At 53.2% G+C, this 22,507-nt stretch carries 16 protein-coding genes and 1 tRNA gene; 10 read left to right on the top strand and 7 right to left on the bottom strand.

All coding sequences use genetic code 11. From position 1 onward, the window contains the following. Positions 1-79: 79 nt before the first annotated feature. The 4 genes from BLR09_RS08105 to BLR09_RS08090 all read right to left on the bottom strand — a co-directional run bounded on the left by BLR09_RS08105 (position 80) and on the right by BLR09_RS08090 (position 2,939). Complete coding sequence (locus BLR09_RS08105; protein ID WP_093200229.1) at positions 80-1,156, bottom strand: FecR family protein; 1,077 nt, start codon at positions 1,154-1,156, stop codon at positions 80-82. Positions 1,157-1,213: 57 nt separating this feature from the next. Then, on the bottom strand, positions 1,214-1,807 hold the full coding sequence (locus tag BLR09_RS08100) for an RNA polymerase sigma factor (protein ID WP_093200228.1): 594 nt from the start codon (positions 1,805-1,807) through the stop codon (positions 1,214-1,216). A 145-nt stretch (positions 1,808-1,952) separates the two neighbouring features. After that, a tRNA-Pro gene (locus BLR09_RS08095) sits at positions 1,953-2,025 on the bottom strand. Positions 2,026-2,084: 59 nt separating this feature from the next. Continuing rightward, entirely contained in the window at positions 2,085-2,939 is an 855-nt protein-coding gene (locus BLR09_RS08090; RefSeq protein WP_093200227.1) for a helix-turn-helix domain-containing protein, read from the bottom strand. A gap of 128 nt (positions 2,940-3,067) precedes the next feature. On the opposite strand from BLR09_RS08090, the gene BLR09_RS08085 reads away from it, so the two are divergent. Beyond that, complete coding sequence (locus BLR09_RS08085) at positions 3,068-3,877, top strand: phytanoyl-CoA dioxygenase family protein (protein ID WP_093200225.1); 810 nt, start codon at positions 3,068-3,070, stop codon at positions 3,875-3,877. 207 nt (positions 3,878-4,084) lie between these two features. On the opposite strand, the gene BLR09_RS08080 is transcribed toward BLR09_RS08085, so the two are convergent. Further along, positions 4,085-5,734, bottom strand: a complete 1,650-nt coding sequence (locus BLR09_RS08080; RefSeq protein WP_093200220.1) for a S41 family peptidase — start codon at positions 5,732-5,734, stop codon at positions 4,085-4,087. A 46-nt stretch (positions 5,735-5,780) separates the two neighbouring features. Then, complete coding sequence (rnpA, locus tag BLR09_RS08075) at positions 5,781-6,158, bottom strand: ribonuclease P protein component (protein WP_093200212.1); 378 nt, start codon at positions 6,156-6,158, stop codon at positions 5,781-5,783. 130 nt (positions 6,159-6,288) lie between these two features. Here rnpA and BLR09_RS08070 point away from each other — a divergent pair, with 130 nt between their 5' ends. The 6 genes from BLR09_RS08070 (at position 6,289) to BLR09_RS08045 (ending at position 12,094) form a co-directional block, all read left to right on the top strand. Beyond that, entirely contained in the window at positions 6,289-6,981 is a 693-nt protein-coding gene (locus tag BLR09_RS08070; protein WP_093201383.1) for a response regulator transcription factor, read from the top strand. 19 nt (positions 6,982-7,000) lie between these two features. Continuing rightward, on the top strand, positions 7,001-8,371 hold the full coding sequence (locus BLR09_RS08065; protein WP_093200209.1) for a HAMP domain-containing sensor histidine kinase: 1,371 nt from the start codon (positions 7,001-7,003) through the stop codon (positions 8,369-8,371). Between the two features lie 242 nt (positions 8,372-8,613). After that, positions 8,614-9,645 carry a sensor histidine kinase gene (locus BLR09_RS08060; RefSeq protein WP_143011055.1) on the top strand — a complete coding sequence of 344 codons (1,032 nt, stop codon included), beginning with the start codon at positions 8,614-8,616 and terminating at the stop codon, positions 9,643-9,645. A gap of 74 nt (positions 9,646-9,719) precedes the next feature. Then, positions 9,720-10,454: a LytR/AlgR family response regulator transcription factor gene (locus tag BLR09_RS08055; RefSeq protein WP_317039208.1), complete on the top strand. Its 735-nt coding sequence runs from the start codon at positions 9,720-9,722 to the stop codon at positions 10,452-10,454. Between the two features lie 241 nt (positions 10,455-10,695). After that, the gene (locus BLR09_RS08050) at positions 10,696-11,037 is read left to right on the top strand and encodes a hypothetical protein (RefSeq protein ID WP_093200202.1); all 342 of its coding nucleotides are present in this window, start codon (positions 10,696-10,698) and stop codon (positions 11,035-11,037) included. Between the two features lie 247 nt (positions 11,038-11,284). After that, entirely contained in the window at positions 11,285-12,094 is an 810-nt protein-coding gene (locus BLR09_RS08045) for an SDR family oxidoreductase (protein ID WP_093200178.1), read from the top strand. On the opposite strand, the gene BLR09_RS08040 is transcribed toward BLR09_RS08045, so the two are convergent. Further along, positions 12,078-13,403 carry an amidohydrolase gene (locus tag BLR09_RS08040; protein ID WP_093200171.1) on the bottom strand — a complete coding sequence of 442 codons (1,326 nt, stop codon included), beginning with the start codon at positions 13,401-13,403 and terminating at the stop codon, positions 12,078-12,080. The two genes, BLR09_RS08045 and BLR09_RS08040, sit on opposite strands and share 17 nt — an antisense overlap. A gap of 435 nt (positions 13,404-13,838) precedes the next feature. On the opposite strand from BLR09_RS08040, the gene BLR09_RS08035 reads away from it, so the two are divergent. The 3 genes from BLR09_RS08035 to BLR09_RS08025 all read left to right on the top strand — a co-directional run bounded on the left by BLR09_RS08035 (position 13,839) and on the right by BLR09_RS08025 (position 22,496). Next, positions 13,839-17,006 carry a SusC/RagA family TonB-linked outer membrane protein gene (locus BLR09_RS08035; protein WP_093200168.1) on the top strand — a complete coding sequence of 1,056 codons (3,168 nt, stop codon included), beginning with the start codon at positions 13,839-13,841 and terminating at the stop codon, positions 17,004-17,006. A 19-nt stretch (positions 17,007-17,025) separates the two neighbouring features. After that, positions 17,026-18,489, top strand: coding sequence for a RagB/SusD family nutrient uptake outer membrane protein (locus BLR09_RS08030; protein ID WP_093200165.1), 1,464 nt, complete (start codon positions 17,026-17,028; stop codon positions 18,487-18,489). Between the two features lie 854 nt (positions 18,490-19,343). Beyond that, the gene (locus BLR09_RS08025) at positions 19,344-22,496 is read left to right on the top strand and encodes a SusC/RagA family TonB-linked outer membrane protein (RefSeq protein WP_093200162.1); all 3,153 of its coding nucleotides are present in this window, start codon (positions 19,344-19,346) and stop codon (positions 22,494-22,496) included. Positions 22,497-22,507: the final 11 nt, after the last annotated feature.

The raw sequence follows: 22,507 nt of genomic DNA, 5'->3' as shown, positions 1-22,507 counted from the left end.
GGACGGGATGGGGGATTGAGGAAAGGAGTAGAGATTAACGGATCATAGCGTGAATAGAATTTCGGTTAATGGAAATACATCATTCGCAGCCACCTCCGGTCAGGATTACCTGTCCGTCGATGATTTCGTAACGCGCGCCGAGCGTCGTACAGATAACACCCATTTTTTCTTCAAAACCGAGCGACGCAAGCGAGGCATTCAGCTGGCAATGCCCCAGCGTTTCTTCGTTGTAAAGAATCGTGATGCCATAGGCCTTTTCTATGTCCCTGAAAACCTGGGTAATGGGCGTTTCTTCATACGAAAACCGGGGCGTACTCACTCCGGGCAGCAGGTGAGGAAGTGCAATAAGGCTTTTGGTGAATTGCTCGGTCAGACGGGAAAAGACCACCTGCTGATTGGGCAGAAGCAGTACCCCTCCCCTGGCGTCGGCACGGGGCGCTTGCCGGTCCTGGTACACGGAAACCCGCCCGGACTGAACATTGATCCGTACCTCCTGCTCGCCCTCAAACGCGCGGACGACAAACCGCGTCCCGATGACTTTCGTGACCACGTCATTGGCATATACCAGGAAAGGAACGCCGGCATTTCTGGTGACCGAAAAACTCGCTTCTCCCGACAAATAAACGGTACGCGTCTGCCGGTTGAAGTCGGCAGGATAGCTCAGACGGCTGCCTGAGGAGAGCACGACTTCCGAGCCGTCCGGCAGGCGGAAGGTCTCCGGCTTGCCGCTTGTATTCGTTCGTTCGACGGAGGTATCTTTTAGTGAGGCGGTATTCCGGACATAGGCCGGAACCGGGCGGGACAGCTGCCACCAGGCGACACCCCCGCCAAGCAGCAGTGCGAGACCCGCAGCAACTGCTGCCGCTCCGCTGAACCAGCGACGGACAACAGGCTTACGCCCTTTTGAACCATGCAATGTGTTGACCTGCTGGATTTTCCACAACAACTGCCGGACGGTCTCTTCCGGAATCGTTGTCTGCGCATAGCGGTCCAAGCCCAGCCGGATCGCTTCAAGCAGTGCCTTGGCTTCGTCGTACGCCGGTTTTTCTTCCGGAAAACGGGACAGTCGCCCGGCCCAGTAGGCCGTCGAAGCGGGCGTCGGCGTCAGCTGGTGGTCGACAAACGCGTCGTCAGTCAGGAGTTCGGCAGGAGACATGTTCCGGAGTTAGTTGTCAGTAGATGACAGTATCTCCAAAAACATACTCGCTTTCTTTCAAAAAAATAATAGAAAAAGTACAGAAACGACCGAAATCCAGCCACGAAGCTTCTCGACCGCTCTGAAAACGAGGTTTTGGGCAGACTGTTTACTGATTTCGAGGAGCTCGCCGATGCGGCCATAATCCAGGTTTTCGACAAACCGGAGGCGGAGTGCTTCCTGTTGCCGGGGTGGCAGCCGGGCGATGAGCAGTTCGAGCCGTTCTTCCCGGGTACGGGCGTGAGCGAGTTCTTCGCGTTGTTCTACTTCGCTCGGCTCGGCCCATAGTTCTTCCGGGTCCATTTCCTGAAACCGCTGAAAAGGTTTTTCCTTTCGTTCGAGGAGGTGAAGAATGCGGTTTTTGAGGGCTTTGAGCAGGTAGTGGCGGACGCTGGCCGGCGTTGTTACCCGCTCCCGCTTGATCCATAGTTCCGTGAAAACATCCTGAATACAATCGAGCACAAACGACTCGGACGCCGGCACCAGGCTCATGCCATACCGGTAAAGGGCACGGATGTGGTTGTGATAGAGGCGGGTATAAGCCTCTTCGTCGCCCGCCCGGAAGGCGTGCCAGAGTACTTGTTCGGCGGATTCGTCGCGCGTCGGGTCCATCACGAAGGCATAAGAGCCAGGCAGGAGAGCAATAACCGGAATCGGAATCCCAAAAGTAATCAGGAAACCGGTATGGGTGGAACATACATCCGGCTACAAACAAAAAGGACAAAACAGCGCAGTGTCCGTTTTGTCCTTTTTTGAGTCGGGATGGCGGGATTCGAACCCACGACCTCCACGTCCCGAACGTGGCAAGCTACCAGCTGCTCCACATCCCGATGGTGCAGTACTTCGATTTCGGGTTGCAAGAATACGACGTTTTTTTTCGAAATGCAACTTACGCCCGCAAAAATTCATTGCGATACTGCAACGGAGCGAGGCCCGTGATCTGCCGGAACTGCCGGTTGAAGTGCGAAATATTCCCGAATCCGCTCTGGTAGCAGATTTCGGCGACGGTCAGGTCCCCGTCCGACAGCAGCAACTGGCTGGCGTAGCGAATCCGGTATTCGTTGAGCGAATCGATGAAGGTTTTCTTCGTTACCTTCTTGAAATAGCGGCAAAACGACTGCGGCGTCATGTTGATCAGCTCCGAAATCGTCTCCAGCCGGATCTCCTGCCGGAAGTTCTCCGCCATGAAGGCATAGATTTTGTTGAGACGTTCGTAGTCCGTTTTCGGCAGCTGCGCAAAAAACTGACTGGTATCCAGCACGTTTACTTCCTGGCTTTCGGCAAGGGTATGCAGCAGGTCCAGCAAACCCAGCAGGCGATGGAAATGGCTGTCTTTCAGGAGGTACTGGATTTCCTTGATCGCGCGCTCAGCCGTTTTTCCGTAGAAATGCAGGCCCGACTTGGAGCGTTGCAGCAACCGGGCGATCGACAGGAATTCCGGCTTCCGGAAAAAGTCTGCGCCGAGGAAATCAACCCGGAACTGAATCACGATGGAATGGGCCTCCTCGGTATTCCCTTCGTTTTTCCAGTAATGCGGCAGATTCGGGCCAATCAGGACCAGGTCTCCGGCTTCAAAATCGGAAACATTTGTGCCGACGAACCGCTTGCCGCGGCTCGAAAGAATGAGTGTCAGTTCTATTTCCGGATGAAAATGATAGGGGGCATCAAACGCGGGTAATACAAATTCTCGGAAGGTGAAGGAACTGTCAGGTAACGAATCAATGTGCTCGAAAGAGGGCTTCATTTGCCTTATTTTGATACTTCTGTGACAAATTTAAAAAATCAGGCTAATATCCGTCAAGTTTCCGCCAAATTTTAGCTTGTCAGGAGCAGCGGAAACGCCGTGATTTGCCTGCCGTAAACTTCTTTTCCATGAAAACAGGCCTCTTTCTGCCCGACCAGTATTATGCGATTTCCGATGATGCGAAAGCCGCTTACCGGGACAACGGACACATCCTTCTCCGCGGCGTTCTGACTCCCGCAGAGGCGGGAGAAAGCCGGGAATACATCTCCCGTGCGGCCGCCCGCTACAATACCGAAACCCGCAAAATGGAAGATCGTGACACCTACGGCAAGGCCTTCCTCCAGATCATGAACCTCTGGCGCCGGGACCCGGACGTCGCCCGGTTCACCCTCGCAAAGCGGTTCGCCGGTATCGCAGCAGACCTGATGGGCGTCGACCGCGTGCGCATCTACCACGATCAGGCGCTGTACAAAGAGCCTTCAGGCGGGCCCACTCCCTGGCATCAGGATCAGTACTACTGGCCGGTCGATACCGACCGGACTGTGACCATGTGGATGCCGCTCGTGGATATCTCGGAAGAAATGGGCATGCTGACTTTCGCCTCCGGTTCGCACGAACTGGGCTTTCTCGGCAATATGGCTATTTCGGATGAATCAGAAGAAGTACTTAGCCGTATTGTTCAGGAGCGGGGCTACCCGGTTACGCGGGCGACGACCATGCGGGCCGGAGACGCTACCTTCCACGCCGGCTGGACGCTCCACGCCGCACCCGGCAATAGCTCAGACCGGCTGCGGGAAGTAATGACTGTCATTTACGTCGCCGATGGCGCCCGTGTCACCACACCAGTCAATACTCACCAGGAAGCCGACCGGCAAACCTGGCTGATGGGTTTGGAACCGGGGCAGTGGATCGATTCCGACCTGAATCCTTTGGTTTAGCTGTAGGCTGTATGCTATAAGCGATAAGCAATGTCATCGAGTGGCGAATAGTGTCGCCGGGCATCTGGCTTAAAGCGTATGGCCTATTGCTTGTAGCATGAAGCTATAGGCTGTAGGCTATAAGCGATAAGCAATGTCATCGATTCGTGAATAGTGTCGTCGGGCATCTGCTTAAAGCTTATAGCCTAATGCTCAAGGCTTTAAGCCTCACTTCGTTCCCTTCAGAATCGCCTCATACCGGCCCTGATTTGCAAAGAGCTTGAGCGCTTCCTGGATTTCGGGGTCTTTCGTGAACGAGTGCTCGCGCAGGCCTTTTTGCAGGTAATAACGGAGGACGATTTCCTGCTCCAGCAGGTACCGGATTTCATCCCGGAATTTCATCAGGTCGGAGTCTTTGCTGTGGGCGAATTTGGTTTTTAACGCCTTCAACTGCTCCTGCACCACATCGTAGTATTTTTCCTTGCGTGCAGACGCTTCGAGTTCTTCAAATTTCCGCTCGACATCCGTCGTGTAATCATAGTCCTTGTCGCCGAGCCATTTTACAAACTCCTGATATTCTGCATCACTGAGCGAAAAGTCACGTCCGGGTTTGATATTCGGGTGATCGAACCGGTATTTGTTGGCATAATCAAACAGGTATCCTTTGCGGTATAAACTCGTCAGGATCGCAGACTGGGCGGGGCGCTCTACCGGCAGGTCAGGAGCAATACCTCCGCCGTCGTATACCGTGCGACCGCTCGTCTTGGTCTTGAATGCCGTCTGGAGGGAATCGGGGATTTTTCCGACCGATCCATCCGGGTTGCGGTGGCTGTAGTCAATCGCCTGAATACACCGGCCGGAAGGAATGTAGTATTTCGCGGTCGTGATCTTCAGTTTGCTGTTATAGCTCAGGTCCCGGGTGATCTGCACCAGCCCTTTTCCGAAGCTCCGCTGCCCGATGAGTACGCCCCGGTCATAGTCCTGAATAACACCCGCTACGATTTCTGCAGCGGAAGCACTGCGGCTGTTGGTGAGGACGGCGAGCGGAATATTCGCATCAACCGCCGGGTACAAAGCCGTATAGGTTTTGTTCCATTCGGCTACCTTACCCTTCGTTGTAACGATTTCAGAGTCTTTGTTGACGAAGATATTGGAGATATCCACCGCCATATTCAGCAACCCGCCCGGATTATCGCGCAGATCCAAGATGACCTTCTTCATCCCCTTGCCCTTGAGCTCGGTAAAAGCCTGGCGAACCTCCCGAGAGGCTGTTCCCGTAAAATCTTTGAGATCGATATAACCGGTTTCATCGTTGATCATGCCGTAGTAGGGCACGTTGGTCATTTTCACGACGTCCCGGGTGACCGTAATTTCCTCGCTCTGCTGCTGCCCGTACCGGCGGACGGATAGTTTCACCGCCGTTCCGGTCTGGCCTTTCATCAGCTTGTCGACATTGGTACCTGCCTTTGAAATCTCTACGCCGTCGATTTTCAGAATCTCATCGCCGATGCGCAGGCCGGATTTCTCCGCAGGCGTACCTTCATATACCATCACAACCAGGAATTTTCCCTGACGATGCTGCGTCAGAATACCGATACCGTTGTACTTGCCCGTGGTCATCGTCATGTAGTCCTCGATGTCGTCTTCGGGATAATATACCGTGTACGGATCGAGGTTTTTCAGCATGGCGTCGATGCCCGTGCGGATGACCTTGTTGGGATTCACGTCATCCACATAATAGGTATTGAGTTCTTTGAAGAGCGTGGCAAAAATGTCCAGGTTCTTCATGATCTCGAACGTCCGCTCTCCCGGATCCGTAAAGGCAAACAGCCCGACGGCCATTCCCACGGCCACAATTCCAACTTTCAGCGATTTCATAGGCAAGTGTTGCTTACGTATACCCGTTTATATAAAGATAGACGATTTATTCTTCCGGTTTACCCAACTTTCTTAAAACGACCTTTACCTTTTTTTCAATGTCGGCATAAGAAAGTATTTCTTTCGCAACGTATACCAGTGCAATGCTCGCCGGCGCATGTCCGCCGGCCGTCAGCAGGGCTTTGTTGAGCCGGTACGCTTCGCGGATGCGGCGCTTGATGAGGTTGCGGTCTACCGCCCGCTTGAAATGCCGTTTGGAGACAGATATCAAGATTTGAGGAAGGGCTTCCGCCGGTCCGGGCAATGCCGAAACCTTCAACGGATAGCTGAACAAGGCCAGGATCTCCTCGTTATTCCGCGCAAAAAGCCGGTCAATTGTCTTTTTGCTTTTCAGTCGCTCCGATTTTCTAAACCGCTGATCCATGGATACCATTTACGGCAAATATACGGGATCACAGGCTACTTGCCGGAGCCGCGCTTATCCGATCACGACCGGATTTATCCATTCTGTCCGTATTTTACCGTTGTTTTGGCAGCAGACTCCAGGAACAGGCATGAAGACCAGGCATATTCTTTTGGTGGAAGACGACCACCGCCTCTCGGAAAGTATCTCCCGAACGCTCGTGCGGAAAGGGTTCAACGTCACGGCCATTCCCGATGGCGCCGAAGGTCTCGCACAGGCACTTTCACAGGCGTTTGACCTGGTCATTCTGGATGTTGTTTTACCGGGCATGGACGGCTATGCCATCTGCCGGCAGCTCCGGGCGCAGAAACCCCGGCTACCTATCCTGATGCTGACGGCGCTCGACGATACCGAAGACCGCCTGAAGGGCTTTGAGCAGGGTACGGACGACTACATGGCGAAGCCTTTTGATATCCGCGAACTGTACGCCCGGATTCAGGCCCTGCTCCGCCGGAATGAGTTCATCGATGATTTCCGGATGCAGACGGTACTTAAAGTCGCCGATCTGGAAATGAACCTCCTGGCAAAATCCGTTTCCCGCAGCGGCAACAAACTCGAGCTCACCGCCCGGGAGTACGCCCTGCTCGAATACATGCTGCTTCATCAGAACAAACTGATTACCAAAGCCGAACTTCTGAAAGAGGTATGGGGACTGAATTTTGATCCCGGAACCAATATTGTCGAAGTATACATCGCATACCTGCGGAAGAAAGTCGACCGCAACTTCGAGCCCAAACTTATCCACACCAAACCCGGACAGGGCTACCAGGTGAAGCCAACCTGACCGGAAACCTCCGTTGCGCATGCGAATCCGCTACAAGCTGGCGCTGCTTTTTACGTTGGTCGTGGCCGGCCTCCACACGCTTTTTTCGTTGCTGATTTACCAGAACTCGGCAGTATACCGGGAAGAGGAGTTTTTCGGGCGACTGGAAAACAAAGCCCGGACGACGGCCCGCTACCTTGTCGACGTACAGGAAATTACCGGCGAGCTACTCCGGATCATTGACCAGAACTCGGTCAGCGATCTGGTAGATGAGCGCGTCCTCGTCTTCGACCAGAACGATCAGCTCCTGTATTCCAATGTCGACGACGAGGCGGTGCCCTTCGACCGGGCGCTGATCGACGAAGTCCGTCGTGACAAACACGTCGAACACAACATCGGCCGGAACGAGCTCGTGGGCCTGCTCATTCCGTCCGGCATCAAAGGCCCGGAGGGCGATTATGTCGTACTGGCTTCCGCGTACGACAAGTTCGGTCGCAGCAAACTCGCCAACCTCCGCAATACCCTCGTTGCAGCCTGGGTGGTGGGCGTTTTGCTGACGATTATGGCTTCGGGCATGCTCGCCGGCCTGTTTCTGAAACCCGTCGCCGCGATCAACGAGCAGGTACAGCAGATAACCGTCCAAAACCTGAAGGACCGGCTGCCGGAGGGAAATCAAAAAGACGAAATCGCGCAGCTCGCCATTCATTTCAATCAGATGCTGGACCGGCTGGAGCGGTCGTTCGAGCAGCAGCGCAGTTTCGTCGGCCATGCGTCACACGAATTGCGTACTCCGCTGGCAGCCATGAAGGCCGATATTCAGTCCGGCCTGGAAGAAGACCTCACACCCCGCGAGTACCGGCGGCTCCTCGAAGACCTGCACGACGATACCCAGCGGCTCATCGGTCTCACCAACGGGCTACTGCAGCTCGCCCGCCCGCTCGATCTTTCGGGCAATCTTAAAAAGAGGGTTTTTTCTGTTACGGATGTACTACTCGATATCCAGGCTGATTTTCTGGCTTCCCGGCCGAATTATACGGTTTTGGTTGATCCGGCAGGGCTGGAAGAATACCCCGTCCTCGGAAATGAGCCGCTTCTTCGCATCCTTTTTTCAAATTTGATCGACAACGCCTGTAAGTACTCGGCCAGTCAGGCGGCGTCTATTACCCTGGAGCGTCATGAAAACGGCTACCGGGTTGCCATCCGGGATACCGGCATCGGCATCGCACCGGAGGATCAGGCGTCTGTTTTCGAGCCTTTTTTCAGGGGCAGAAACGCCCTCCGTTTCAGCGGCTACGGTGTTGGCCTGGCTGTCTGCCAGCGGATTGCGCAGTGGCACGGAGGGAGTATTTCGCTGGAAAGTATACTGGATACCGGGAGTACTTTTTACGTTGACATTCCCGCACATTCCTGATAATGAGTCAAATGCATCGAATTTTTCGAATATGAAAGAAGGGGAGGAGCGGTGGCCCGGGAATACGTTTCCGGTTTCTTAAAAATCGCTCCAAATGCGAACTTTATCCCGGTAATCGCGAGATTCGCCGCTTTGAAGAACCGGGAAAACTCTCCCTTTCTTAATTTAGTTATCCATACTATTCACGCCATTCTGTGGGAGAACTGAAAAATAAATCCTTTAGCCAAACGCTGCAGGTTCTCGTGCACTTGGCCTTTTGGGCGTTTTTCCTTTCTCTGCCCTTTCTGCTGAGGCCGCCGCAGAATCCGCCGGGAACTCCAAGGGTCAAAGTACCGGACGAAGTCATCATCCTCTTGCAGATGCTGGCTGTTCCTCTTTTTTATCTGAATGCCAATATCCTGATTCCCAAGGTATTAAAAACCAAAGGCGTCTGGTTCTACCTGGCCTATATCGCGTTGTCGGTAACAGCCGTACTATCGATCAACCTGACGCTTCGGAACTACGTTTTCTTCCCGGAACTGCCTTCGGCGCGGATTACCACCTATACCCTGTTCCCGATTTTTTTCATTCTGGCGATCAGCACCACCTACCGCACATTGAGCGATTACCTCGCCGATGAGCAACAGCGGAAGGAGCTGGAAAACGAGCGTTTGCGTTCAGAACTCAGCTTTCTCCGGTCGCAGATCAGTCCGCACTTCATGTTCAACGTACTGAACAGTATTGTTTCACTATCCCGGAAAAAGTCGGATCTGGTAGAGCCGGTTGTGATTCAGCTTTCGGACCTGATGCGGTATATGCTGTATGAATCGAATGGCTCGCGGGTATCGCTCGACAAGGAGATCAAATACCTCAACAACTACATTGACCTGCAACGGATCCGGTTCGGAAACGACGTCCGGATACTCTTCGAGGTGCGGAACAGCCTGCCCAACCAGCTGATTGAGCCCATGCTGTTGATTCCGTTTGTCGAAAACGCCTTCAAGCACGGCGTCGGCCTGATCGCGGACCCGGTCATCGACGTACAATTGCAGGGCGGGGAAAATACCCTGTTTTTTAGGGTACGAAACAAGGTGAACCGCCGCTTCAAGGAAGCCAAGGACGCCAGTTCAGGTATCGGACTGCCCAATGTCCGCCGGCGGCTCAGCCTGCTCTATCCCGACTCCCACGAGTTGCTGATCGAGGAAAACGACGAGTGGTACGAGGTGAAGCTGACGCTTCATTTCACCGAGCAGCCGCTGAAACAGCCCGCTGCAAAGGTGGCGCTGAACATCTGACCGCATTTTTGTATTATCTTTCGTACAGATTCGCGGGCCGCACTGGTTCCCGCGAGAAATCCTTTTCCAAACGCATGATGAATTGCCTGGCTGTCGATGACGAATCTCTGGCGCTGGATCTGTTGGAAGACAACATCCAGAAAGTACCGTTTCTGAACCTGGTCAAACGGTGCAAAAACGCTTTTGAAGCGCAGGAGATCATGCAGCAGCAACAGATTGATCTGCTGTTTCTCGACATTCAGATGCCGGGTATTACCGGTTTGCAGTTTGTTCAGAGCATGGCGCAGCCGAATCCGCCGATGGTGATTTTCGTGACCGCCTATGAAGAGTTTGCTTTGGAAGGATTCAACCTGGACGTGGTGGATTACCTCCTGAAGCCCGTTTCGTTTGACCGGTTTCTCAAAGCCGTCAACAAAGCGAACGAGCTTTTCACGCTGCGCAAACAGGAAGGCACACGCCCGCAGCCGGAAACGGCTACTGCCCCCGAATACCTCTTTGTCAATGCGGATTATTCGCTGGTCAAAATCCGGATTTCGGAGATTCAGTATGTCGAAGGATTGAAAGATTACGTCAAGATTTACCTCGAAGGACAGCCCCGTCCGGTCATTACCCGCCTCACGATGAAGGCGATGGAAGAAAAGCTTCCCAGCGGCCCGTTTATGCGGGTACACAAGTCTTTTATTATTGCTTTCGACAAGATTGAATCCATCCGTAACCTGCGCATCAAGATCGGGCAGGTACATATTCCGATCAGCGAATCCTACGGAGAGGCCTTGTTCAAAGCTATTAACGCCGGAAAGGTGGAATAAACTGCCTGTTTGAAGCGGCCTGTGCTTCTTATCCCTTTTTTGTCAATTATTCTTATCTCGCTTTTAAACTTACTGATCGGCAGAAAGTCGAAGGCAGTATATTTCCGGTTTGCCCATCCGTGACAATCCCGATCCTTTCCTTGTTATTTGACGAAGGATTTCGAACCGCTCCGTTGACGGCGCGGAGATCCGGTGAGGCGCCCGGCAAATGTTTTTCCATTCTCTAAACCGATTCAAGACAATGAAAAACGCAGTATTGACCCTTCTCGCCTGTCTTTTCATGGGGGCTGCCTTTGCGCAGGGACCCGATCCCAAGGCAATGGCTACCCGGCAAACAGAGTGGATGAAAACCACCCTGCAGCTTACACCGGAACAGACGCCGAAAGTCGAAGCCCTCAACAGTAAGTACGCGGAAAAAATGGCGGAATTATTTGCCAATCGCGGAGACAATTTCCGGGAGCAGATGCAGTCGCTCAACGGAGACAAAGAAAAAGAACTGCAGAAAATTCTGACCGAGGCCCAGTGGAAAACGTACGAGGAAAAGAAAGGCGAACTTCGCCGCCGGCCCGGTTCCAATAACTAGGTTCCTGTGCAACAAGCATAAAAATATCCCCTTGTGGGTAGTTTAAGTTTTGGGGTGAGAGCAACCGTCGCTTCTTTGAAGCGACGGTTCTTTTTTTGCTTTAGGCTTTATGCCATAAGCTATAAGTCCGGGAGTTGGTTTCTGCTATTTCGAACAGGGACCGATATCTCTATTACAGAATACTTTCACCCGTATCTTCGGGGCGCACAGCCTATTGCTTACTGCCTACAGCTTAAAGCCTGCTATCATGTTCAACGATCAGATCGTCTGGATAACCGGCGCTTCGTCCGGTATCGGAGAAGCCCTGGCGCATACCTTTGCCCGGGAGGGCAGCCGGCTGGTACTCTCCGCCCGGCGCGAAGCCGAACTGCAACGCGTAGCGTCGGAGCTGAACCTGCCGGCCGGCCGCGTCCTGATTCTTCCGATGGATGTCACGGATACGGCTGCCGCCGCCGCGCACGTTCAGCAGGTCCTCGATACGTTCGGCGCCATTGATATCCTGGTACTCAACGCCGGAATCAGTCAGCGCTCCCTTGCCCGGGATACCTCGCTGGAAGTAGACCGGTACCTCATGGACGTTAATTTTTTCGGAGTAATCGCCCTGACAAAGGCTGCTTTACCCGCTATGCTCGCCCGGAAAAAAGGATTGTTTGTCCCCATCTCCAGTATCGCGGGCCACGTTGCGACGCCGATGCGGACGGGGTATGCGGCGTCCAAATTTGCCGTCAGAGGCTATTTTGACGCATTGCGAGCAGAAATCTGGCGGGACGGATTGTGGGTGACGACCATCTGCCCGGGGTATATCCGGACCGCTATTTCCGTCAACGCACTCAACCAGCACGGGCAGCCCAATAATCGCATGGACGATAATCAGGCCAACGGCCTCAGCGCCGAAGCCTGTGCCGCGCAGATTCTGCGCGCTATCCGCAAGCGAAAGCGCGAAGCCTACATCGGCGGGCTGAAAGAAACAGCGGGGGCGTACCTCAAACGATACGCCCCCGGTTTGTTGTGGAGAATGATCCGAAACTACCGGATTTCGGCTAGTGACCTGCCGTAACGGCCTTTCCCTGATTGAATTTCGCGGCATAGTCTACCACGAGGTGGCAGAAAGAGCGCAGCCCCAGTTCAAACCCGCCTTCGTCGATGTAAAAGTCGGGGGTATGGTGCGGAGCCGTTTCCCGGACCGTCTTGTTTTTCGGCGCGCCGCCGAGGAAGAAAAACAATCCCGGTACTTTTTGCTGGAAGAAAGAGAAGTCTTCCGCACCCGTTACCGCCGGCGTCAGAAGCACGTTTTCCTTGCCGGCTACTTCTTCGAGTGACGGTACCATCTGATCGGTCAGCGCGGGATCGTTGTACGTGACGGGGTACATGACATCAATCTTCACGTCCGCCTTTGCGCCCTGGCTTTCGGCTGTTTTTTCGGCAATCTGCTTCAGGTTGTCGTGTATTACCTGTTGCGCGGGGCTGTCGAGGTACCGGATGGTACCAATCATGTCGACTTCTTCCGGAATGATATTCTGGCGGATGCCGCCGTGGATGGCGCCTACGGTGACCACCGCGGCTCCGTTCGTGAGCTCCACTTTCCGGCTCACGATCGTCTGGATGTTGTTCACAATCTGCGCGGCTGTCACAATCGGATCGACGCTAAGCCAGGGATACGCGCCGTGCGACTGCTTGCCGCGTACCTTCACGCTGAAAAAGTCTACGGCTGCCATCGTTCCTCCGGGACGGTATTTGATCTGGCCTATCGGCGTTTGCGCGTTCAGGTGCAGTCCGAAGATGACATTCACTTTCGGATTTTCGAGGACGCCTTCCTTGACCATCAGCGCGGCTCCGCCTTCTTCTCCTTTCGGCGCGCCTTCTTCGGCAGGCTGGAAGATGAATTTGATCGTTCCGGGAAGGTCCTTTTTAACCGATGCCAGGATTTCGGCCACACCCATCAGGATGGCCACGTGGCCGTCGTGCCCGCAGGCATGCATGACGCCTGTTTTCTGTCCGTTGTATTCCGTTGTGACCTTCGAAGCAAACGGGATATCGACCCGCTCGGTAACGGGAAGGCCGTCCATATCGGCCCGCAGCGCAATCACCGGACCAGGCTTTCCGCCTTTCAGCAAGGCCACCACGCCGGTTTTGGCGACGCCGGTTTTCACGTCAAGGCCAAGCGACTTAAGGTGTGCGGCGATTTTCTCGGCGGTACGGAATTCACGATTGCCGAGCTCCGGATTTTCGTGAAAATCCCGCCTCCAGCGGACCACCTTCTGCTCTACTTCCTTGGCCCGTTTGTCCATTTCCGTTTTGAGGGGATCTGTAGGGCCGCCGGCGATGGCCGAAAAACTTAAAAAGGAGATTAAAATAGCATATTTCATAGTTTTGGTTCTGTTTTTTGCGGTTGTTGTTTTGCAACCAGCGGGGCTCTTTTTTTATTAAAATGAAAATTTTTGCGGTTCACGCAGGGGAGAATTTGACGGAACTGTCAAGAAGCAGGTAGTTTTTGTAAAAAAAATACAATCTACTTGTTTGACAAAATATTCCATCTACATTTGTACATACTTGCAATATTTCCTTAACCAAAACTTCATCATCGCGTATGTTTCTCCTTTCTACTTCCTCCATTCCCATTTCCTGTTGCAGCTCTTCGGGCGGGTTGACTGCCTGAGTCGTCGCGTATTTCCCTTTTTCTTATTGGATTTCCCCTGGCGGTGAGCGGCATGCTGTTCATTCGCCGTAGTCTTTTCGGCTGTCCGAAAAGTCGCATTCCCTGTTTCCCATATCACACATTCCTTAACCAATTACCAACTAAAATGAAGAGAATCCTACTCTTTTTGAGTGTTCTGCTATTGGTCACCGGCGGAGTGACCTATGCGCAGGACCGGATTGTGACCGGTATCGTCACGACTTCTGACGACGGGAGCGCCATCCCGGGCGTCAACGTATCTATCAAAGGTACTTCGAAGGGTGTTACCACCGACGCCAACGGGAAGTACCAGATCAGTGTTTCTTCCCCCAATGCTGTTCTTCTTTTCAGTTCCATCGGCTTCCAGAAGCAGGAAGTGACGATTGGCACGCGTTCAGTAGTAGACATTCAATTGATTGCCGATTCGCGGGAGCTTTCTGAAGTAGTCGTGATCGGGTACGGTACGCAAACCAAGCGGGATGCTACCGGTAGCATCGGTTCCGTAAAAGGTGCCACCATTGCGCAAATGCCTGTTCAAAGCTTTGAATCCGGCCTCGCCGGTCGTTCCGCAGGGGTACAGATCACGGTGCCTTCCGGGGTACTGAATGCGCCTCCGGTCTTCCGGATCCGCGGCACGAACTCCATCTCCCTGAGCTCGTATCCGCTTATCGTGGTGGATGGTATTCCGACGTTTACGGGCGACTACAGCTCGACCAACGCGGCCAGTAACCCGCTGGCCAGCATCAACCCCAACGATATCGAAAGCATGGATATCGCCAAAGATGCCGCTGCAACAGCCATTTACGGTAGCCGTGCAGCAAACGGGGTGGTATTTATTACTACGAAAAGAGGTAAATCAGGCAAGGTAAGCGTCAACTATGACGGCTGGGTCGGCGTTTCGAGTACCTACCGTATTCCCGAGGTACTTAACGCCAAAGATTATATCGCTTATAAAACGATGGCCGTGGCTAACAACCCGGGTGCAAGTGCATACAAATTCACCCAGACAAACGATGCTAACGGGAACCCGATCGACACGAAATGGCAGGACCAGGTATATCGTCAGGCAACGTCTCACAGCCACAACCTGAACGTATCCGGGGGTAGTGAGAAGACCAACTACTACTTCTCTACCGGCTACACCTCTCAACAGGGGATTATCCGGAAGAATAATTTTGAGCGCCTCAACGCCCTTTTTAATGTTGACAGCAAATTGACCAAGGCCGTAACGATCGGAGGAAAAATCTCCTACTCCAATGAGAAAAACCTGGCGGCAACCTCTTCCGGTTCATTGAGCGGAGAAGCATTCAGCACTTCCGGCCTCGGACGCTTGGCAATTGTTCTTCCTCCGATTCTGGCGCCTTATAACAACGATGGTACGCTCAATACCAATGGAGCAGCCATCGGCTCTGCCAATAACATCGCCGGCGTTTCCAACCTTTCTTACTACAACCCGGTTGCCCTGCTCAAGCTGAACCGTTCGAATTCGGAAGTCAGCCACATTCAATCCAATATCTATCTTCAGGTAGTACCTTTCAAGGGCCTGACGCTGAAGAGTACCTACGGAATCGATTATTTGTTTGTCGATAACGATCTGTTCTGGTCTCCGGTAACAGGCGACGGGTACTCTTACGGTGGCTATGGTACCGGTATCTATGGCAAATACAAGACGTCGCTCTGGACCAATACAGCTCAGTATGACCGTTCTTTAGGAGGTCGGCATAACTTCAGTCTTCTCATCGGGCAGGAGCAGCAGCGCCGCACGTCACGCGGGTTTGGCCTGAACCGTCAGAGTCTTTCCGACGCTTCATACACCGAGCTTCAGGCAGGTTATGTCAACAACAACACTGCCGGGCTTACCTATGGTGAAAACTATCTCCTTTCCGGCTTTGGACGTCTGAGCTACAACTACAAGGAGAAGTATTTTCTCAGCGGTAACCTCCGTCAGGATGAATACTCCGCGCTGGGCCAGAAAAAAGGTACCTTCTGGGGAGCATCTGCCGGTTGGGAAATCGCACAGGAAGGCTTCTGGAAGGCTGCGAAGCTCGATCATGTATTCAGCAGTTTCAAGATCCGCGGAAGCTACGGTAAAGTCGGTAACATCGGCGGCATCGGCGATTATACGCCGTACTCTACTTTCTCTTCCGGCTACTATGGCGGCCTGGCAACCCTTGGCTTTTCAAGCGTAGGAAACCCGAACCTGAAATGGGAAACCAGCACCAAAACGGACGTAGGGTTCAACTTCGGCATCCTCAACGAGCGTATTACCGGGGAAGTAGCCTACTACAAGAATGACATCGACAACCTGATTCTGTATGTTGCCCAGGCGCCGTCGACCGGTCTGCCGAGCAGCCCTCCGCTCAACATCGGTTCGATGTATAACAAAGGCCTGGAAGTCTCCCTGAGTGCCCGCGTTATCAGCACGCCGCAGTTCCAGTGGAATACGAACTTCAACATTACGTTCAACAAGAACGAAGTAACGGCTCTCGCACCCGGTATGAGTGTACTGCAAACGGGAACCAGCGGTCTGGAAACCGTCAACCAGACAGCTCCGGGCTATTCCCTTGGCCAGCTCTGGGTAGTGCGTACGGCCGGTGTAGACCCTTCTACAGGTAAGCGTATCTTCCTGAACTCTCAGGGGCAAAAGGTTTACTATCAGTATTACGCTCCCAGTGGTCAGTACAACTACTCGACAACGCCGGACGGAAAGACCCGGTACATTGGTCCGTCCAGCACGTCGATTACGCAGGCTGCTGACGCGGTCATGTATGCCAACGTCAACCCGAAGCAATACGGCGGTTTCGACAACAACTTCAAGTTCAAGAACTTCGACCTTGGCGTACTCCTGACGTATCAATTGGGCTTCAATGTTTATTACGGTACCAATGCAGGTCTCCACGATCAGCGCTGGTGGAACAACGCCACGGACGTTCTGACCGATGCCTGGATGAAGGAGGGCGACACCGGCAAGAAATATGCCAAGCCGATCTTCAATGATAACGTCTCTAATGGCTCTGCCATTCCGATGGACATCAACGTCTTCAAAGGAGATTTTCTGAAGCTCCGGACACTTACGCTTGGCTATACGCTTCCGTCTTCGTTGCTGTCAAAAGTAAAAATGACCAATCTGCGTGTGTATGTCAGCGGCCAGAACCTCGCCGTCTGGACGAAGTATCCCGGTCCGGACCCGGAAGTTTCTTCCAACGGTTTCGCCAGCAATACCGGACAGGGTGTAGATCGCAACACGGTCGGCAATACCCGGACGTTTACTTTTGGCATCAAGGCTGGTTTCTAATTCCTAATGATCTCCATTTATGAAAAAGATATTTCTCTACGCCTCTGTAGCAGCCCTGGCCACTGTCAGCTCCTGCAACAGAGATCTGTTAAATCCTACTCCGCAGACGTCGGTGGCTGTAGACGAATCCATGAATACCCCGGCGCGCGTAACAACGCAACTGCTCTCGGTGTATGAAGCGTTGAAAGCCGGTAACTTTTACGGGGGCCGTTTCGTGATTTACGGGGACATCCGGAGTGAAGAATTCATCAACGAAACATCGAACCTGGTGACGGGATCCGATGTCTGGTCACTCAATGCAACCAACAGTGCGACTGCCGTCGTAAACCTGTGGAGTTCAGCCTACTCGGCGATCAACAGGGTTAATATTTTCCTTGACAAAATGGACAAGGGAGGCAGCGCGCTTGTCTCGACCGAAACAGCCACGCGATACATCGCCGAAGCAAAGCTCGTGAGGGCTCTCAGCTTTTACAGCCTGCTTCAGTTTTATGCGAAGCCGTATGCAGATGGCAACGGTTCGTCCCTCGGCGTGCCCCTGCGCCTGACACCCATTACCGTTTCCGGCTTTTCGAATCTGGCCCGAAGCACTGTCGCGGAAGTTTATACCCAGATTCTGAAGGATCTCAACGAAGCAGAAGCGGGACTGCCTTCCTCCTATGCAACCGCTACTGATAATACGACGCGTGCGCACAAAAACACGGCGATTGCACTGAAAACCCGGGTTTACCTCAGCATGCAGAATTATGCGCAGGTAGTAACCGAGGCAAACAAGATTGTTCCGGCAGCAGCTCCCTTCTCAGCACCGACGGGCGTGGCCAATGCCCTTCAGGCAGACATTGCTACCGTCTTCACTGCGTATACGACGACTGAATCCATTTTGTCCATGCCGATGACCTCCACGGCAGGAGATTACCCAGGCACGCAGAACCAATTGGCCTACTATTTTTCTCCCTCTGCAAGCAACGGCGGTGTCGGCAATCAGGAGTACTCGCTAAATTCCAAGGGAATTATTTCTGATACTACCTGGAGAGCCTCCGACAAACGTCGGGCATTTATTAAAGCAACGAGCGCCACAAAGAGCTGGCTGATCAAATACAAAGCGCCGAGCCCATATACGGACTACGTACCGGTTATCCGCTACGCTGAAGTATTGCTGAACCTCGCTGAAGCAAAAGTGCGTACGACGAACGCTGTGGATCCCCAGGCTGTTGCGCTGCTGAATGCCGTCCGGAATCGCTCGGACGCCGGAAAGACGTTCACTGCGGCCAACTTCGCAACCCCCGCAGCACTGATCGCGGCGATTCTTCAGGAGCGCCGGATCGAGTTTCTCGGTGAAGGTCTCCGCAACAACGACCTGATGCGTCTGCAGCAGACGATCCCTGCAAAGGGTTCCATTCTGGCAAAGGCTCCGGGCGAAAGCGGTTACATCTGGCCGATTTCTGCTTCTGAGCTGGCGTTGAATACGTTGTGTAAGGATAATTAAACCTGGGGCTTATCCCATGCAAGGCCGCATACGTTATGTATGCGGCTTTTTTTGCTCTTTCGCCCGAGATGTCCTGTGGAACATCTCGAAGAGCGGGCCGCATACCTCCGTATGCGGCCTTTTTTTATCCCTATTTCCGGAATTGGGGGATAAAATTCGGTGAAATCACGGCTTACCTACCCCTTTTTTATTTGCGACCGGATTCCGGTCATCAGAAGTAAGTATTGAATTAGGCAGATGAATATTATTACTTAACCCAATATGAGGTACCCTCATTTATTCGCCGGGGAGGCTTCAGGGCAGAAGAACTATTTTAAAAAATTTTATTTTGCGGGATTGCTTTTCGGCCAGGCGCTGAGACTTTCTCAAAAAAGGCCGCCTTCCTTTTCAAAAAAATAAATTTATGGCCTCAAAAATCCCCTTTTTTGAGATTCTGCTAACAGAAGATCCGAAGCGCCGCTTCCTACCTGTTTGAAGGGGAAAGTCAGCATCCCCAAAATTTTCTTTGGAGATCTGATCAAATCAAGTAATTTCGTAACCCATTTTGTGAAACATCCCCCTTCAACCCACACAGATAGTATTTTTATCACAAAGACTGGTCGTGGTTTTTAGGTATTTACAAACGGTTTTCCACTTCATCGAGCATCCACTATGAACTGTTTATTTACATTGAGCCCTTGTCACTGCATTCCGGAATTCTCCGGACTTTCTGGCTCCCCTGCAGTCTCCTAGATACACGCTTCTTTACCGGTTTTTGCCTTTGGGTCCCGTTCAGTCGCTGCACAACGGCGGATAACCGGTCTGTTAAGATTTTTCATTTCGTTCATTTTTCTTAATCAATTCATCCACAGATCATGAAGAGAATTCTATTCTTCAGTTTCCTGTTGCTGTTGTTCGGCTGGACAGCTCAGGCACAGGACCGGATTTTGACCGGGATTGTCAAAGCGGAGGACGGAACAACCCTCCCGGGTGTCAGCATCCAGATCAAGGGTACTTCCCGGGGTGCTTCGACCGACTCCGAAGGAAAATTCCAGATTGCGCTTCCTTCTTCCCAGGTTTCCCTCGTGTTCAGCTTCGTCGGCTTTGAGTCTCAGACGATTGCTGTCGGAAACCAAACCTCTCTCACTGTGACGCTCAAAACCGACATCGGTCAATTGAGCGAAGTGGTTGTTACGGGCTACGGGGTGAAGCAGGTAAAGGACCTGACCGGCGCTATCAGCCGGATCAACGGTTCCGCACTGGCCTCGCTTCCGACCAGTTCGTTTGACAAAGCACTCGCCGGCAAAACCGCAGGTGTGCAGGTATCCAGCGCCGGTGGTCTTCTCGGCGACGGTGTAGCCATTCGTATCCGGGGTATTAACTCCATCAGTAACAGCTCTTTGCCCCTCATCGTCATCGACGGTGTGCCGAGCAACACGCGTGAAAACCTCAACGTTTTCAACTCCGGTAACGGTACGCGTTTCAACCCGCTCGCTCTCGTGAACCCGAACGACATCGAGTCACTCGAAGTCCTGAAAGATGCAGGCGCTGCCGTATTGTACGGTTCACGCGCAGCCAACGGCGTTATCCTCATCACGACCAAGAAAGGCAAGAAAGGCTCCAGCCGGATTTCAGTTGATTCGAAAATCAGCTGGACCCAGCCGAGCCGCTACCTGAAACTCCTCAACGGCGACGAGTTCAATGCCATCCAGAACGAAAAATCGACAAACCGTTTCGGCGCTGCCTCTCCGAACGCCATCATCGCGAAAGACAGCGATGTGGACGGCGACGGCAAGCCCGACCGCGTCAACTGGCTCGACCAGATTTATCGCACCGGTTTCTCGCACGATAACAGCGTCTCGATGTCAGGTGGCAGCGACAAGGCTACGTACTACGGCTCCGTTCGGTACAGCGATCAGCAGGGTATTGCCAACGGCAACCGCCTGCGCACCGGTTCTGTCCGCCTTAATGTGGACGTAACCCCGAAGAAATGGATCAAGTCCGGTATCCAGTTCAGCTACAACAAGGCCTTTAACAACGGTCTGTTGAGCGACAACTACCTCGCAGGTATCACGGTAGCGGGTCTGAACGCCCTGCCGACGATTTCTCCGTACAACTCAACCGGCGGTTACAACCTCACCGGCACGGGTCTCCTCGGCCTCGGCAACAACCTGACGGCTGTAAACGGCGCCAGCTCTGTCCAGAACAACATCTACAACCCGGTAGCGGTTGTAGCCCTGCAACGGAACGACAACACGGCGCAAAACCTCGTCGGTAACGCGTACATCGACATCAAGCCGATTCCGTCACTGACGCTGACTTCGAAATTCGGTATCGATTACCTCACCAACTTTGAAGATCAGTACAGCGATCCGACCATCGGTGGTCTCGGAAAGTCTTACAACGGTCTGGTTCAGGATAACTACCTCTGGAGAAACCTCTGGACATGGCAGAACTACGCCAACTTCGACCACAACTTCGGTAACGATCACCGCGTATCGGCCGGCGTAGGGGTTGAATTGCAATACACCCGCGAGCAACAGATCTACACGGGCGGTTCAAACTTCGCAGATCCGTTCTACAAGAACATTCTGGATGGTCTGTATACGAGCGAATCAGGCGGAACGCCGCTGGTACTCACCGGCGGGGACCTCATCTCCAATGGTCTGCGTGGCTTCTTCGGTCGTTTGGCGTATATCTACAAAGACAAGTACACCATCGAAGGTCTGTACCGTTCAGATGAATATTCCGGTTTCGGTACCAATTCACGCGTAGGGAAATTCCCGTCTGTATCTGCCGGCTGGACGATTTCAGAAGAAGACTTCCTGAAAGGTCAGACGCATTGGCTGAATTACCTGAAACTGCGTGGCAGCTACGGGATCGTCGGTAACTCCCGCGGTATTGGCTCATATGCAGCCCGCACCCTGTACGGCGGTGGTCAGTATGCCATTCTGAACGGCTTTGGTCTGTCCCAGGCAGGTAACCCGAACCTTCGCTGGGAAGCTTCCAAGAAGACTAACGTGGCATTGGAAGCCCGTTTCCTCGACGACCGCATCGGCCTGACGGCGGAATACTTCTACAACAACATCACCGACATGGTGCTGGCAGCGCCGGTACTCCACACGGTGGGTATCCCGAGCTCTTCCATTACGACAAACATCGGTTCGATGTATAACAGAGGGTTGGAGTTCACCGTCAACGGTTCCATCATCCGGACGAAAGACCTGAACTGGAATGTTACGGTCAACTTTACTTCCCTGAAAAACCGCGTCACGCAGCTGACGGCTGACGGCTCCGACATCATCAGCGGTACCATCACCCGCGCCAGCGTCGGCCGCGTACTGGGCGTTTACAACACCCTCCGTTGGGCAGGCGTAGATCCGGCAACGGGTAATCCCTCGTGGCTCGACAAAAACGGCGTTCGCAAGTTCCTCGATTACTCGACGTCAAAATGGTATACTTCTGACGGAGCGGCTACCACGGCCATCGGCGGAAACGACCAGGTTTACATCGAAGGAAAATCCGGCCTTCCGACCATGTACGGCGGTCTGACGTCAAACCTGACTTACAAAGGCTTTGACTTCGGGTTCACGTTCAACTACGTAGGTGGTTTCTATATCTACAACACCACGCGGTCAGGCATGCTGGGCAACTACCTCAACAACAACGTTGCCGAAATCAAGGAACGCTGGACGACCCCGGGTCAGGTAACGGATGTTCCCCGTCTGTGGTTTGCCAACAACACGGCCAATCAGTTCTCTACCCGGTTCCTGGAAAAGGGCGACTTCCTCCGTCTGCAGGACATCACCCTGGGCTACGACCTGAAGCGTCTGCTCGGTGAGAAAGTCGGCGTCGAGCGGATCCGTCTCTATGGCCAGGTGTACAACGCATTTGTCCTGACGAAATACAAAGGCGCTGATCCGGAAATCAACAGCAACCGGAACAACAGCAACATCGCCGTCGGTATCGATAACCGTGCCGTACCCCAACCCCGGTCGTTTACGCTCGGCCTGAGTGTTGCTTTCTAAGGTAGTGTCGT

Source organism: Siphonobacter aquaeclarae (genome assembly GCF_900103285.1).
Taxonomy (GTDB): domain Bacteria; phylum Bacteroidota; class Bacteroidia; order Cytophagales; family Spirosomataceae; genus Siphonobacter; species Siphonobacter aquaeclarae.
The sequence above is the reverse complement of the archived record's forward strand: the minus strand, read 5'-3'. Positions and strand labels throughout refer to the sequence as shown.

Bases quoted from the DNA above. Each gene is read 5' to 3' on its own strand.
- BLR09_RS08065 (WP_093200209.1), top strand. From the start codon at position 7,001: ATGCGAATCCGCTACAAGCTGGCGCTGCTTTTTACGTTGGTCGTGGCC.
- BLR09_RS08055 (WP_317039208.1), top strand. From the start codon at position 9,720: ATGATGAATTGCCTGGCTGTCGATGACGAATCTCTGGCGCTGGATCTG.
- BLR09_RS08090 (WP_093200227.1), bottom strand. From the start codon at position 2,939: ATGAAGCCCTCTTTCGAGCACATTGATTCGTTACCTGACAGTTCCTTC.
- BLR09_RS08080 (WP_093200220.1), bottom strand. From the start codon at position 5,734: ATGAAATCGCTGAAAGTTGGAATTGTGGCCGTGGGAATGGCCGTCGGG.
- BLR09_RS08105 (WP_093200229.1), bottom strand. From the start codon at position 1,156: ATGTCTCCTGCCGAACTCCTGACTGACGACGCGTTTGTCGACCACCAG.
- BLR09_RS08030 (WP_093200165.1), top strand. From the start codon at position 17,026: ATGAAAAAGATATTTCTCTACGCCTCTGTAGCAGCCCTGGCCACTGTC.
- BLR09_RS08070 (WP_093201383.1), top strand. From the start codon at position 6,289: ATGAAGACCAGGCATATTCTTTTGGTGGAAGACGACCACCGCCTCTCG.
- BLR09_RS08025 (WP_093200162.1), top strand. From the start codon at position 19,344: ATGAAGAGAATTCTATTCTTCAGTTTCCTGTTGCTGTTGTTCGGCTGG.
- BLR09_RS08040 (WP_093200171.1), bottom strand. From the start codon at position 13,403: ATGAAATATGCTATTTTAATCTCCTTTTTAAGTTTTTCGGCCATCGCC.
- BLR09_RS08045 (WP_093200178.1), top strand. From the start codon at position 11,285: ATGTTCAACGATCAGATCGTCTGGATAACCGGCGCTTCGTCCGGTATC.
- BLR09_RS08100 (WP_093200228.1), bottom strand. From the start codon at position 1,807: ATGGACCCGACGCGCGACGAATCCGCCGAACAAGTACTCTGGCACGCC.
- BLR09_RS08085 (WP_093200225.1), top strand. From the start codon at position 3,068: ATGAAAACAGGCCTCTTTCTGCCCGACCAGTATTATGCGATTTCCGAT.
- BLR09_RS08035 (WP_093200168.1), top strand. From the start codon at position 13,839: ATGAAGAGAATCCTACTCTTTTTGAGTGTTCTGCTATTGGTCACCGGC.
- rnpA (WP_093200212.1), bottom strand. From the start codon at position 6,158: ATGGATCAGCGGTTTAGAAAATCGGAGCGACTGAAAAGCAAAAAGACA.
- BLR09_RS08050 (WP_093200202.1), top strand. From the start codon at position 10,696: ATGAAAAACGCAGTATTGACCCTTCTCGCCTGTCTTTTCATGGGGGCT.